Here is a 13,393-nt window from a genome sequence, read left to right as displayed (position 1 = left end):
GGTCAGGTTTTCGTGAGGAAGAAATAGACGGTCATCGCCGCCCCAACCAGGATCACCAGCTTGCGCAGGACCGGCGGCGGGATGTGGCGGGCTACCGAAGCGCCGGCATAGCCGCCGGCCATGGCGGCGACCAGCATGATCAGTGCCTCCGTCCAATAGACCGCCCCGCCGGCGACGAAGGCCGCCACTGCCACCGCGTTCAGGCAGCCGGAGACCAGCGACTTCAGCCCGTTCATCGCATGCAGGTCGGTCAGGCCGAAGACCCCGAGCGTCGCCAGGATCAGGATGCCGATGCCGCCGCCGAAATAGCCGCCATAGACCGCGATCAGGAACTGCACCGCCAGCACCGTGCCGTGGCCGATGGTGAAATTGCGGCGGACCCAGGCCGAGGCGGTCGGGCCGATGGCGAACAGCAGCGTCGCGAACAGCAGCAGCCACGGCACGATAACCTCGAAGGTCCGCTGCGGCGTCCACAACAGCAGAAGCGCGCCCAGCAGTCCGCCGACGAGGCTGATGCCGAGGAAGGAGGGCAGGTGGACCTCGCGGATGCGGCCGAGCTCCCGCCGGTAGCCGAAGGCGCTGGCCAGCGCGCCGGGCGACACCGCGACGGTGCTGGTGGCGTTGGCGTTCAGCGGCGGCACGCCGGCCAGGATCAGCGCCGGGAAGGTCAGGAAGCTGCCGCCCCCGGCCACGGCGTTCAGCACGCCCGCGAAGAAGGCGGAGACGATCAGCAGCAGCGTCAGCATGTCACCTTACCCGAAAACCGTGCCCGGCGCGGGGCTGCGCGTTGCGTTTTGCACACGCCCGCCCATACCGCAACGCCGAAGTCCCACAACCGCGCGGCTTTCGCAACCCCGAACAATTCGTTAAGGTCGTCGTCCCTTCAACGGATAGAGTGTCCGGAGACCTCCATGTCCGCCCTGCTCGACACCACCGACGCCCTGCACGACCAGATGATCGCCCTCGGCCGCGCCGCACGCGCCGCTGCGGCCGCGCTGGCGACCGTGCCAGGACCGTCGAAGGACCGGGCGCTGAGGGCGGCGGCGGCGGCCATCCGCGCCCGCGCCGCCGACATCAAGGCAGCGAATGCCGAGGACATGGCGAGTGCCCGCGACCTTTCCGGCCCCATGCGCGAACGGCTGATGCTGGACGACACGCGCATCGAGGGCATGGCCAAGGGGCTTGAGGACATTGCCGATTTCCCCGATCCCATCGGCGGCGTGTTGGCGGAGTGGACGCGGCCCAACGGCCTGCGCATCCAGCGCGTCCGCGTGCCGCTGGGCGTCGTCGGCATCATCTATGAAAGCCGGCCCAACGTGACGGCGGATGCCGGCGGTATCTGCCTGAAGTCGGGCAACGCCGCCATCCTGCGCGGCGGGTCGGAGAGCATCCGGTCCTCCCGCGCCATCGCCTCCTGTCTGGCCCAGGGGCTGCGCGAGGCCGGGCTGCCGGAGGCGGCGATCCAGCTGGTGCCGACCACCGACCGCGCCGCCGTCGGCCACATGCTGACCATGCGCGATTACATCGACGTCATCATTCCGCGCGGCGGCAAGTCGCTGATCCAGCGCATCGCCGACGAGAGCCGGGTGCCGGTCATCAAGCATCTGGACGGCAACTGCCACGTCTTTGTCGATGCCGCCGCCGACCTGGAGAAGGCGCGCAAGGTGGTGCTGAATGCCAAGATGCGCCGGACCTCCATCTGCGGCGCAGCCGAGACGCTGCTGGTCGACCGCGCCATCGCCGGCACGGTCCTGCCGGTTCTGGTGAAGGATCTGCTGGATGCCGGCTGCGCGGTGCGCGGCGATGCGGCGGCCCAGGCTGTCGATCCGCGGGTGACGGCGGTGGCGCCGGAGGATTGGGACACCGAGTATCTTGACGCCATCATCGCCTGCGGCGTGGTGGATGGGGTGGATGGGGCCATCGACCACATCAACACCCACAGTTCCCACCACACCGAATCGATCCTGACCGAGGATCCGGCGGTGGCGGAGCGGTTCCTGTCCCGCGTCGACAGCGGCATCGTGCTGTGGAACGCCTCCACCCAGTTCGCCGACGGCGGCGAGTTCGGCATGGGTGCCGAGATCGGCATCTCCACCGACAAGTTCCACGCCCGCGGCCCGGTGGGCGCGGAGCAGCTGACCAGCTACAAGTATGTCGTGCGCGGCGATGGCCAGACGCGGCCTTAAGGATCAGGCCCTCTCCCGCCCCGGGAGAGGGAGGGGACCCGCCGGAGGCGGGGAGGGTGAGGGGCGATCCGGACATGGATCCCCCGATCCTTGCATCACCCCTAACCCTTCCCATGCTTCTCATGGGCCCATTCCCTCTCCCGGGGCGGGAGAGGGACACCACGCCCCCCAGCTCTACTCCGGCCCGCTCTATGCGGGGCTGACCGTTGGCATTCTCGGTGGGTCGTTCAACCCGGCCCACGCCGGGCACCGGCACATCAGCCTGTTCGCGCTGAAAGCGCTGGGGCTCGACCGCGTCTGGTGGATGGTCAGTCCGCAGAACCCGCTGAAGTCCACGTCCGGCATGGGCTCGCTGCCCGAGCGGTTGGCGGAGGCGCGGGCCGTCGCCGCTCATCCACGGATCGAAGTGACGGCCATCGAGACCGCGCTCGGCACCCGCTACACCGCCGATACGCTGGCCAAGCTTCAGCGCCGCTTCCCCAAAACCCGCTTCGTTTGGTTGATGGGGGCGGACAATTTGCGGCAAATTCCACGCTGGAAGCACTGGAATCGAATCTTCGACTCGGTGGCCGTTGCGGTTTTCGCCCGTCCAACCTATTCTCTTGGTGCGTTGAGCGGCAAGGCCGCCCAGCGCTACACCCGTCGGCGGGTGTCGGTGTCTGGGGTAAAAGGGCTGGCGCGCCGCAGGCGGCCGGCCTGGGCGTTCTTACGCAATCCCTTGCACCCGGCCTCGGCGACGGCGATCCGGCAGGCACGGGCCGCCGGGTCGTGAAACCGTTGCAAGAGGTTGGAGCCATCACCACGCACACCGAAACGGCCGCGACCGCTCCGCGGCCAGCCGCCGTTCCCCAGATCCTGGAACCGCAGGATCTGAAGGCGCTCATCCAGGCGTCGCTCGACGCCGACCAGGCAGATGACGTGACCGTCATCGATCTTGCCGGGAAAACCACCTTCGCCGATTACATGGTCGTGGCGTCGGGCCGCAACACGCGGCACATCGGCGCCATGGCGATGAAGCTGGCCGAGAAGCTGAAGCAGGCCGGCGTCCGCGGCGTCGAGATGGAAGGCATGGCCCAGTGCGACTGGGTGCTGGTCGATGCCGGCGACGTGATCGTCCACCTGTTCAAGCCGGAAGTCCGGACCTTCTACAACATCGAAAAGATGTGGGGCCTGGAACTGCCGACGCCGTCGGGCACGGCGCGGCTGAGCGCCTGACGGGCAGAGGACGGAAACGACGGCGGAGGGCCGCATCATGCGTCTGTGGCTCGCCGCCGTCGGGCGGTCGCGGGGTGGACCGACCCGCGACCTGTTCGACGAGTATGTCGGACGGCTCGGCTGGCCCTTCACCCTGAAGGAGGTCGAGGTGAAGAAGCGCCTCTCCTCCGACGAATTGAAACGGCAGGAGGCCGAGCTGCTGCTCGCCGCCGTGCCGGCCGGCGCCATCGTCGTGGCGCTGGACGAACGCGGTAAGGCGCTGCCAAGCGAGAGTTTCGCCGCGAAGATCGGCGACTGGCGCGACCGCGGCGCCGGCGACCTCGCCTTCCTGATCGGCGGTGCCGACGGCCATGGCGACGCGGTGCGCGCGCGGGCCGACTTCCTGCTCGCCTTCGGGCCGATGACCTGGCCCCACATGCTGGTGCGCGGCATGCTTGCGGAGCAACTCTATCGCGCTCAACAAATTCTTGCCGGTCACCCCTATCACAGGTCCTGATTCCGAGCGTCGCATCCGGCGCGCGGAAAAGCGCCGGAGCTGAAAACACGAAACTCCGAGACCACAACCTTTCGAGAAAGGTAAGCGCGATGACCGAGACCAACCGACCCCGCCCCGTCGTCCTCTGCATCCTGGACGGCTGGGGCTATCGCGAGGAGCGGTCCGACAACGCGATTGCGCTGGGCGAGACCCCGAACTGGGATCGCCTGTGGTCGGCCGAACCGACGGCCTTCCTCGACGCCAGCGAGGAGGAGGTCGGCCTGCCCAAGGGCCAGATGGGCAACTCCGAGGTCGGGCACATGAATCTCGGCGCCGGCCGGGTGGTCATGCAGGATCTCGTGATGATCGACCATGCCATCGTCGAGGGCGAGCTTGAGCGCAACGCCGCGCTGAACGATCTGGTCAAGGAGATGCACAAGACCGGTGGGCGCGTCCACCTGATGGGCCTGCTGTCGCCGGGCGGCGTCCACTCGCACCAGGACCACATCGCGGCACTGGCCGGCGTGCTGTCGCGCGAGGGCGTGCCGGTGGCGGTCCATGCCTTCACCGATGGCCGCGACGTTCCGCCGCAGAGCGCCAAGGACCAGGTCGCCGAGTTCATGGCCGACGTCTTCGAGCTGCCGGGTGTCGAGGTGGCGACCGTCATCGGCCGTTATTACGCGATGGACCGCGACAAGCGCTGGGACCGCGTTGCCAAGGCCTATGCCGCGATGACCAGGGCGGAAGGCGAGCGCGCCGCCGACCCGATCCAGGCCATCGAACAGAGCTATGCCGCCGACAAGCATGACGAGTTCATCCTGCCGACGGTGATCGGCGATTACGCCGGCATGAAGGACGGCGACGCCATCCTGATGGCGAATTTCCGCGCCGACCGCGCCCGCGAGATCCTGGCCGCCTATGTCGAGAAGGATTTTGGCGGCTTCCCCGTCGATGGGGCACCGAAGCTGGCCGCCGTTGTCGGCATGGTCGAATATTCGTCGGCGCTGGCGAAGCTGATGACCACCATCTTTCCGCCCAAAACCCTGACCAAGGTGCTGGGCGAGGTGGTTTCCGAGGCCGGATTGAAGCAGCTGCGCATCGCCGAGACGGAGAAGTATCCGCACGTCACCTTCTTCTTCAACGGTGGCGAAGAGCGGGTCTATGAGGGCGAGGACCGCATCCTGGTCCCGTCGCCGAAGGTCGCCACCTACGACCTCCAACCGGAGATGTCGGCCTCGGAAGTGACCGCCAAGCTGGTCGGCGCCATCGACTCGGGCAAGTACGACCTGATCGTCGTCAACTTCGCCAACCCCGACATGGTCGGCCACAGCGGCATGCTGGACGCCGCCATCAAGGCGGTGCAGGCGGTCGACAGCAGCGTCGGTCAGGTGGAGGCTGCGGTGCGCCGTGCCGGCGGCACCATGCTGATCACCGCCGACCACGGCAACTGCGAGCTGATGAAGGATCCGGAGACCGGCGGGCCGCACACCGCCCACACGCTGGACAAGGTTCCGCTGGTGCTGGTCAACGGCCCGGCCGGCGCCCGGATCGACAGCGGCCGTCTGGCCGACATCGCCCCGACACTGCTGGACCTGCTGGGCCTGCCGAAGCCGGCCGAGATGACCGGCCGCAACCTGCTGGTCCGCACCGCCGCCCGCGCGGCGGCGGAATAACGGATGGCGCCCGTCCCTTTCACCTCTTTGTCCCCCTCTCCCCCCGGGGAGAGGGTCGGGGTGAGGGGGGCGCGTGGCGTGGAGTTGCGGGAAGTCCGGTGCTTGGTCCTGCATCGCGATTTGCATCCCGCATCGCCTCCCCCTCACCCAGCCCTCTTCCCAGGGGGGAGAGGGTATCCGGGGTAGGAGAGGGTCTGTTCGCCGGCTTCGTGGTCATCGCCGGCCTGATTCTCGCTCAGCCGGCGAATGCTCAATCCGAAGCCCCCAAGGACACCCTCAAGCGGGTCGAACAGCAGCTCCAGACCGGCAAGCAGCGCCAGCAGCAGCTGGAACGCCAGTCCCAGGCGCTCCAGAGCGAACTCGATGCCCTGCGCGGCCGGCTGATCGCGCTGGCCGACCAGGCGCGCGGGCAGGAACAGACGCTCGACCAGCTGGAAGAGTCGCTGTCCGCCCTGGAGGGGGAGGAACGCGAGCGCTCCGCCGGTCTCGACGCCGAACGGCAGCAGATCGCCACCCTGCTGGCCGCCCTCCAGCGGCTGGCGCGCATCCCGCCGGAGGCAGCACTGGCCCGGCCGGAAAGCCCCGTCGATACCCTGCGCTCCGCCCTGCTGCTGCGCGACGCCGTGCCGGCGTTGAAGGCGCGGGCCGATGCGCTGTCCCAGGCGTTGACCGCGCTGGCCGACACCCGCGGCAAGCTGGTCGACCAGCGGGCGAAGGCATTGGCGGCGCGGGTGGCGCTGACCGAAAAGCAGGATGAGATGAACCGCCTGATCGCCCGGCGCGAGGAGCTGTCGCGCCAGACGGAGGAGGAGCGCGTCCAGGTCGGCCAGCGCATGGCGGATTTGTCGGGGCAGGCCACCGATCTCCGCCAGCTGATGGAGCGCATCGAGGCCGAACGCCGCGCCGCCATCGAGGCGGCTGCACGCCGCGAAGCCGAGCGGCGCGAGGCGGAGCGCAAGGAAGCCGCCAAGCGCGAAGCGGAGAAGCGCGAGGCCGAACGCCGGCTCGCCGCCCAGAAGGAGGCGGAGCGCAAGGAGGCCGAACGCAAGCTGGCCGAACTGCGCGCCGCCGAACAGAAAATCGCCGAACAGAAGGCTGCTGAGGAAAAGCGCGCGAAGGACGAGGCCGCCAGGGAGGCGGCACGCGAACGCGAGCTGGCCGCGAAGTCTCCGGACGGACCTCCGGCCGTCTCCGGTATGGTTCTGCCGGCGGCCGGCAAGCTGACGACCCGCTTCGGCGAGGCCGACCGCTATGGCGCGACCAGCCGCGGCGTGACGGTCCAGACCCGCGCCGGGGCCGCCGTGGTGGCGCCGCGCGGCGGCACGATCGTGTTCGCCGGCCCGTTCAAGGGCTATGGCCTCATCTTGATCGTGGAACACGGCAACGGATATCATAGTTTGATTGCGGGTTTGGGCCGGATCGAAACGGCCGTCGGGCGTAAGGTGGCCAGCGGGGAACCGCTGGCGGTCATGCCGCCGGACGGCAATCCGGATCTCTATTTCGAGCTGCGACGAAACGGCCAGCCGATCAATCCGCAACGCGGGTTCGGCGCCCCGGAGGGGAAAGGACAAGGGTAGATGAGGATGTTCAAGCGCGCCGCAACGGCGGCAGCTCTGGTGTTTCTGGGCGCCGGCGTCGCCACCGTCACTGCTCAGTCCAGCAATTCGTCGGACACTTACCGGCAGCTGAACCTGTTCGGCGACGTCTTCGAGCGCGTCCGCGCCGAGTATGTCGAGCCGGTGACCGACGAACAGCTGATCGAATCGGCGATCAACGGGATGCTGACCTCGCTCGACCCGCATTCCAGCTATCTGAACAAGAAAAGCTTCCAGGACATGCAGGTCCAGACCCGCGGCGAGTTCGGCGGGCTGGGCATCGAGGTGACGATGGAGAACGGCCTGGTGAAGGTCGTCTCCCCCATCGACGACACCCCGGCCTTCCGCGCCGGCCTGCAGCCGGGCGACCTGATCGTCCAGCTGAACGGCGAGGCGGTCATGGGCCTCAGCCTGAACGAGGCGGTGGAGAAGATGCGCGGTCCGGTGGGCAGCGAGCTGAAGGTCACCGTCCGCCGCGGCGAGGCGGGAGAGCCCTTCACCGTGTCGCTGACCCGCGCCGTCATCAAGGTGCAGTCGGTCCGCTTCCGCACCGAAGGCGACATCGGCTACATCCGCGTCACCAGCTTCAACGAGCAGACGCAGAGCGGGCTGGAGAAGGCGATCTCCTCCATCCAGCAGCAGCTGGGCGACAAGCTGAAGGGCTTCGTGCTCGATCTGCGCAACAACCCGGGCGGCCTGCTCGACCAGGCGGTTTCGGTCTCCGACACCTTCCTGGAGAAGGGCGAGATCGTGTCGACCCGCGGCCGGCGCGCCGAGGAAGGCACCCGCTTCAACGCCAAGCCGGGCGACCTGATCAAGGGCATGCCGCTGGTGGTGCTGATCAACGGCGGCTCGGCCTCGGCCTCGGAAATCGTCGCCGGCGCGCTGCAGGACCACAAGCGCGCGATCATCATGGGCACCCAGAGCTTCGGCAAGGGATCGGTCCAGACCATCATCCCGCTGCCCGGCCATGGCGCCATGCGTCTGACCACGGCGCGCTACTACACGCCGTCGGGACGCTCGATCCAGCAGCTCGGCATCACTCCGGACATCGAGGTGCATGTCGCCAAGGTGGAGGACCTGGACAAGAACGTCATCCGCCGCCGCGAGGCCGACCTGAAGGGTGCGCTGGTCAACCCCGACGCCGCCAGCAAGGCGCCGCGTCCGGCAACCACCAACCCGGCCGCTCCCGGCACGCCGGCGGCCCCGAACCCGGCCGCGCCGGCTCCGGGACCGGGGGCGGGTGCCGCCCCAGTGGCTCCCGGTGCTCCCGGTGCGACACCCGGTGCTGCCCCTGCTCCGGGTGCCGCCCCCGCCCCGGCCGAGGGTGCAGCGGCGGAGGGGGCGGAGCCGCCCTTCGACTTCCAGCTCGCCCGCGCGCTGGATCTGCTGCGTGGCGTCGCCCTGTTCCAGCAGCGCTCCGCGGCGCGCTGACCGGAGCGAACGACAGTGAAGGCTCCCGCCCTGTTCGGTCGTCTGCGGTTCGATGTCCGGGGCCTGCGCCCCGGGCTCGGCTGGCTGCGCCGTTTCCGTCGTAATGGAAACGACTCGGCGGGAGAACCACGCAAGCCGCTTTCCAAAGCCCTGTTGGGTGCCGTCGCCGTGGTGGCGGTCGCCTATGCCGGCTTGGCCGGTTGGCTGGCTCTGAACGGCGGGGCGACGCGGGAGGCCTGGCAGGCGTCGATTCCGTCGACGACGGTCGCGGTCGCACCGCTGCCGCCACCGCCACCGCCGGAGCCCAAGGTTGCCGCCCCGGCGGTTCCGCCGCCGCTGCCGACCGATGGCGCCCCGCTGCCGCTGCCGGGTGTTCCGGCGGCGGCGGTGACTCTGGTCCCGGCTCCGGTGCCGGGATTGGTGGAGGACAGCCGCAACGGCCCGCTGCCGCGCATCGCCCAGGACGGGCGCAAGCCCTGGCAGGTCTATGCCCGGCCCTTCCCGGCGACCGACAAGCGGCCGCGCATCGCCATCGTGATGTCGGACCTGGGGCTCAGCGGCGTCACCACCGGCAACGCACTGGCGAAGCTGCCGCCCGGCATCACGCTGGCCTTCCTGCCCTATGCCGAGCGGCTGGACGATTGGGTCGAGCGGGCCCGCACCAAGGGGCACGAGGTGATGCTGTCGGTGCCGATGGAGCCGCTGAACTACCCGCGCGACGATCCCGGCCCCAATGCGCTGCTGACCATGCTCGGCCCCGACCGCAATGTGGAGCGGCTGGAATGGTCGCTGGGCAAGGCGGTGGGCTATGTCGGCATCACCAGCACCACCGGCAGCAAGTTCACCGCCAACCCGGCGGCGATGCAGCCGGTGGTGGACGCGCTGAAGGCCCGCGGCCTGCTGCTGGTCGATGCCCGCGCCAACCCCAAGAGCGTCGCCGGGCCGCTCGCCAATCTGGCCGGCGTGCCGCGGGCGCTGGGCGACCGGGTCATCGACCGCGACCTGTCGCGCGGCGCCATCGACGACCAGCTGCGCGAGTTGGAGGAGCTTGCCAAGGCCAACGGTGCCGCCGTCGGCTTCGCTTCCCCCTATCCGACGACGATCGAGCGTCTGAATCTTTGGATGACCGCTCTCGCCGATCGTGGCATCGCGCTGGCCCCGGTGTCGGCTGTGGTCAATATCCAGAAATGACGGACTCAGGGAGGGTCGGTCGCCGACCCCCCGTCTTCCTCACCCGCAAAGCGCATCCCAATCCAGCGACCCCGGATCCTCCACCAGATGGTCCACCGTGTCGAACACCACGGCGGGGTGCTGGGGCCAGGCGATGGTCAGCATGCCAGCGGCCTTGGCGCTGCGGGCGCCGGTGGGGCTGTCCTCGATCACCGCGCAGGCTTCCGGAGGCAATCCCAGCATCTTCGCCGCCAACAGGTAGGGCTCCGGATGGGGCTTGCCGTTGGCAACGTCCTCGCGCGCGATGCTGAAGCGGAAATGCGGGATCGCCATCGCCCGCATGTTGGCGTCGACGATCATGCGCCCGCCGTTCGACACGCAGGCCTGGGCCAGCCCGCGGGCGGCGAAGGCTTCCACCAGGGCGAAGGCACCCTCGCGCGGGCGGACGCGATCGACGTTGGCGACATACTGCGCGTTGATCTCGTCGGCCCAGACCTTCAGGTCGATGGGGAAGGGGCGGCGGGCATGCAGGGCGGCGTAAATCTCGCGGAACGCCACGCCGTGCATCGACCGGCAGTCCTCCTCGCTCAGCTCATGGCCATAGCCGCGGCAGACGTCGACGGTGATCTGCTGGTGCCAGGGCTCGCTGTCCATCAGCGTGCCGTCGATGTCCCACAGGATGGCGCGGATCGGGCTGCGCGACATCGCGGTCACCGCACCACCAGATCGTCACGGTGGATCATCTCGTCACGTCCCTGATAGCCCAGGATCTCCGGGATCTCGGTGCTCTTGTGGCGCAGGATCTTGCGGGCGTCGTCGGCGCTGTAGGCGACGAGGCCGCGGGCGACCTCGCGCCCCTCCTGCGTGCGGACGATCACCACGTCGCCGCGGTCGAAGTCTCCCTGCACGGCGGTGACACCGGCGGGCAGCAGGCTGGCGCCGTGGGACAGGGCGCGCATGGCGCCGTCATCGACCACCAGCACGCCGGTGGCGTTGACATGCCCGGCGATCCAGGCCTTACGGGCGCTGGTCGGCTCGGCCGACGGCAGGAACCAGGTGCAGAGCGCGCCGCCATCCTCCGGCCGCTGCTCCAGCGCCGCCAGCGGGTTCATGCGCTTGCCCTTGGCGATGACCATCCGGCAACCGGCCGACAGGGCGACGCGCGCCGCTGCGATCTTGGTCACCATGCCGCCGCTGCTGTAGCCGGGGGGCGGCTCGCCGGCCATGCCCTCGATCTCCGGCGTCAGTTCGCGCACGGTGGGGATGTGGCGGGCGTCCGGGTCCTTGCGCGGGTCGGCGGTGTAGAGGCCGTCAATGTCCGACAGCAGCACCAGCGTGTCGGCGCTGACCATCTGCGCGACACGGGCGGCCAGCCGGTCGTTGTCGCCGAATCGGATTTCGGCGGTGGCGACGGTGTCGTTCTCGTTGATGACGGGAACTGCACCCAGCTTCAGCAGCGTGTCGATGGTGTTGCGGGCGTTCAGGTGGCGCCGCCGCTCTTCCGTGTCCTCCAGCGTCACCAGCACTTGGGCGACGGTGACGTCATGGCGGGCCAGCGTTTCCTGGTAGGCGTGGGCAAGGCGGATCTGGCCGGTGGCGGCGGCGGCCTGCTTCTCTTCCAGCTTCAGCGCCCGGCCGACGAGGCCAAGATGCTCCCGCCCGCAGGCGACGGCGCCGGAGGTGACGATAACCACCTCCTGTCCGCGCTTGCGGCAGGCGGCGACGTCGTCGGCCAGCGCGTCGAGCCAATCCCGGCGGATTTGCCGGGTCTCCCCGTCGACCAGAAGGGCCGAGCCGATTTTTACGACCAGCCGGCGGGATTCGAGAAGGGTAGGGGCGTCAAGCGCCATGGCGGGAGGTTCCGTCCGTATCGTCGTCCGAACCGTCCTCTTCGCCCTCCGGCTCCTCTCCGTCAAGAGCTTCGTCCGAGTCGCCTTCCTGCTCCTCGCCGTCCAGCTCCTCGCCCTCTTCGAGATCGCCTTCTTCCAGGTCCTCTTCGAAGTCCTCGTCCTCGAGATTGTCTTCCTCGCCGCCGACCCACTCGCCGGTTTCATCGTCCCACTGCATCTCGCCGTCGTCGGGCAGCTTCTGGCCGACCGGCGGGCGCGGGATGGACCGGGTCGCGGGGGCGTGGATGACCTCCGGCTCTTCTTCCTTCGATTCCTTGATGACCGTCAGCAGGCGGTACAGCACCTGCTTCACGCCCTGGCCGGTGGCACCGGACAGCACCATGACCTCGGCGCCCGATGCCTCCTCCAAGGCCGCCTTCTTCTCCTCGATCTCTTCGTCGAGCAGGGCGTCGGCCTTGTTCAGCCCGATCACCTCCAGCTTGTCGGCGAGGTTGCCGCCATAAGCTTCCAGCTCGTTGCGGATCGTGCGGTAGGAGGCGACGACGTCATCCGCCGTGCCGTCGATCAAATGCAGCAGGATGCGCGAGCGTTCGACGTGACCGAGGAAGCGGTCGCCCAGCCCATGGCCCTCGTGCGCGCCCTCGATCAGGCCGGGAATGTCGGCGATGACGAACTCTTCGTCACCGGCGCGGACGACGCCCAGGTTGGGAGCCAGCGTGGTGAAGGGGTAGTCGGCGATCTTCGGCTTGGCCGCCGTGGTGGCGGCCAGGAAGGTCGACTTGCCGGCATTGGGCAGCCCAAGCAGGCCGGCATCGGCGATCAGCTTCAGCCGCAGCCACACCCACTGCTCCTGCCCCGGCCAGCCGGGGTGGAACTTGCGCGGCGCCCGGTTGGTCGGCGTCTTGAAGTGCGCGTTGCCGTGCCCGCCGTCGCCGCCGCGCAGGAAGACGCGGCGCTGTCCGGCCTCGGTCAGGTCGCACAGCACGGTTTCCTGGGTCTCGTCCAGGATTCTGGGTCCCGACCGGCACCTTCAGGACGACATCCTCGCCACGCGCGCCGTTGCGGTTGCTGCCCATGCCGTGATGGCCGCGCTGCGCCTTGAAGTGCTGCTTGTAGCGGTAGTCGATCAGCGTGTTCAGGCCGTCCGCCGCCTCGATGATCACGTCGCCGCCACGACCGCCGTCGCCGCCGTCCGGGCCGCCGAACTCGATGAACTTCTCGCGCCGGAACGCCACGGCACCGGGGCCGCCGTCACCGCTCTTCAAGAACACCTTGGCCTGATCGAGAAACTTCATCGGGGGACCTTGCCCGTAAACGGAAGGGAAACCGGCGGCGGGACGGCACCGGACTGAAAACGAAAATCGGGGAGCCGGTCGCCCGGTCCCCCGATTTTATCCCACAAGCGTGCAGGCCTGCGACACAGGCCGCGCAACGACCTTACTGGTTGTTCGGCCCGATCACTCGGCGGCGACGGCCGGAACTTCCTGGTCGTTGGCCGGAACGACGTTCACGAAGGTGCGGCCGTTCGAGCTGTGCTTGAAGTAGACCTGACCGTCGGCCATCGCGAAGATGGTGTGGTCGCGGCCGAGGCCGACATTCTCGCCCGGGTGGAACTTCGTGCCACGCTGACGGACGATGATGTTGCCGGAGACGACGTTCTCGCCGCCGAAACGCTTCACGCCGAGACGGCGACCGGCGGAGTCACGGCCGTTGCGGGACGAGCCGCCTGCCTTTTTGTGTGCCATGGGGTGTTGCTCCTAATACTGAAGATGCGCCTGGAAGCTTGACCGGAAGA

12 protein-coding genes and 1 pseudogene are annotated in these 13,393 nt (G+C 68.8%); 8 read left to right on the top strand and 5 right to left on the bottom strand.

The window, feature by feature from the left end; translation table 11 throughout:
• Positions 1–2 precede the first annotated feature (2 nt).
• Positions 3–746, bottom strand: coding sequence for a sulfite exporter TauE/SafE family protein (locus ACWPN8_RS12675; RefSeq protein WP_109445642.1), 744 nt, complete (start codon positions 744–746; stop codon positions 3–5).
• 165 nt (positions 747–911) lie between these two features.
• On the opposite strand from ACWPN8_RS12675, the gene ACWPN8_RS12670 reads away from it, so the two are divergent.
• The 8 genes from ACWPN8_RS12670 (at position 912) to ACWPN8_RS12635 (ending at position 9,769) form a co-directional block, all read left to right on the top strand.
• The gene (locus tag ACWPN8_RS12670; protein ID WP_492240978.1) at positions 912–2,186 is read left to right on the top strand and encodes a glutamate-5-semialdehyde dehydrogenase; all 1,275 of its coding nucleotides are present in this window, start codon (positions 912–914) and stop codon (positions 2,184–2,186) included.
• Positions 2,152–2,958: a nicotinate-nucleotide adenylyltransferase gene (locus tag ACWPN8_RS12665; RefSeq protein ID WP_492240977.1), complete on the top strand. Its 807-nt coding sequence runs from the start codon at positions 2,152–2,154 to the stop codon at positions 2,956–2,958. The genes ACWPN8_RS12670 and ACWPN8_RS12665 overlap by 35 nt, the downstream gene beginning before the upstream one ends.
• Positions 2,955–3,401, top strand: a complete 447-nt coding sequence (gene rsfS, locus ACWPN8_RS12660; protein ID WP_109445646.1) for a ribosome silencing factor — start codon at positions 2,955–2,957, stop codon at positions 3,399–3,401. The genes ACWPN8_RS12665 and rsfS overlap by 4 nt, the downstream gene beginning before the upstream one ends.
• A gap of 37 nt (positions 3,402–3,438) precedes the next feature.
• Positions 3,439–3,897, top strand: coding sequence for a 23S rRNA (pseudouridine(1915)-N(3))-methyltransferase RlmH (gene rlmH, locus ACWPN8_RS12655; RefSeq protein WP_014248610.1), 459 nt, complete (start codon positions 3,439–3,441; stop codon positions 3,895–3,897).
• Between the two features lie 89 nt (positions 3,898–3,986).
• Positions 3,987–5,549, top strand: coding sequence for a 2,3-bisphosphoglycerate-independent phosphoglycerate mutase (gene gpmI / locus ACWPN8_RS12650; RefSeq protein ID WP_492240976.1), 1,563 nt, complete (start codon positions 3,987–3,989; stop codon positions 5,547–5,549).
• Positions 5,550–5,758: 209 nt separating this feature from the next.
• On the top strand, positions 5,759–7,126 hold the full coding sequence (locus ACWPN8_RS12645) for a murein hydrolase activator EnvC family protein (RefSeq protein ID WP_109445650.1): 1,368 nt from the start codon (positions 5,759–5,761) through the stop codon (positions 7,124–7,126).
• A complete protein-coding gene (locus tag ACWPN8_RS12640; protein WP_109445652.1) occupies positions 7,127–8,578 on the top strand; it encodes a S41 family peptidase in 1,452 nt (483 codons plus the stop codon).
• 15 nt (positions 8,579–8,593) lie between these two features.
• Positions 8,594–9,769, top strand: a complete 1,176-nt coding sequence (locus ACWPN8_RS12635; RefSeq protein WP_109445654.1) for a divergent polysaccharide deacetylase family protein — start codon at positions 8,594–8,596, stop codon at positions 9,767–9,769.
• 39 nt (positions 9,770–9,808) lie between these two features.
• Here ACWPN8_RS12635 and ACWPN8_RS12630 read toward each other — a convergent pair whose 3' ends face one another.
• The 4 genes and pseudogenes from ACWPN8_RS12630 to rpmA form a co-directional block, all read right to left on the bottom strand.
• Positions 9,809–10,453, bottom strand: coding sequence for an HAD family hydrolase (locus ACWPN8_RS12630; protein WP_109452639.1), 645 nt, complete (start codon positions 10,451–10,453; stop codon positions 9,809–9,811).
• Positions 10,454–10,458: 5 nt separating this feature from the next.
• Positions 10,459–11,598 carry a glutamate 5-kinase gene (gene proB, locus ACWPN8_RS12625; protein ID WP_492240973.1) on the bottom strand — a complete coding sequence of 380 codons (1,140 nt, stop codon included), beginning with the start codon at positions 11,596–11,598 and terminating at the stop codon, positions 10,459–10,461.
• A gap of 304 nt (positions 11,599–11,902) precedes the next feature.
• Positions 11,903–12,893, bottom strand: a pseudogene (gene obgE, locus ACWPN8_RS12620) (GTPase ObgE); the annotation flags it as partial.
• Between the two features lie 162 nt (positions 12,894–13,055).
• On the bottom strand, positions 13,056–13,343 hold the full coding sequence (rpmA, locus tag ACWPN8_RS12615; protein ID WP_109048977.1) for a 50S ribosomal protein L27: 288 nt from the start codon (positions 13,341–13,343) through the stop codon (positions 13,056–13,058).
• Positions 13,344–13,393: the final 50 nt, after the last annotated feature.

It is taken from the genome of Azospirillum sp. UENF 112521 (assembly GCF_058780665.1).
Note: the sequence above shows the minus strand (reverse complement) of the source record. Positions and strands in the feature narration are given on the sequence as shown.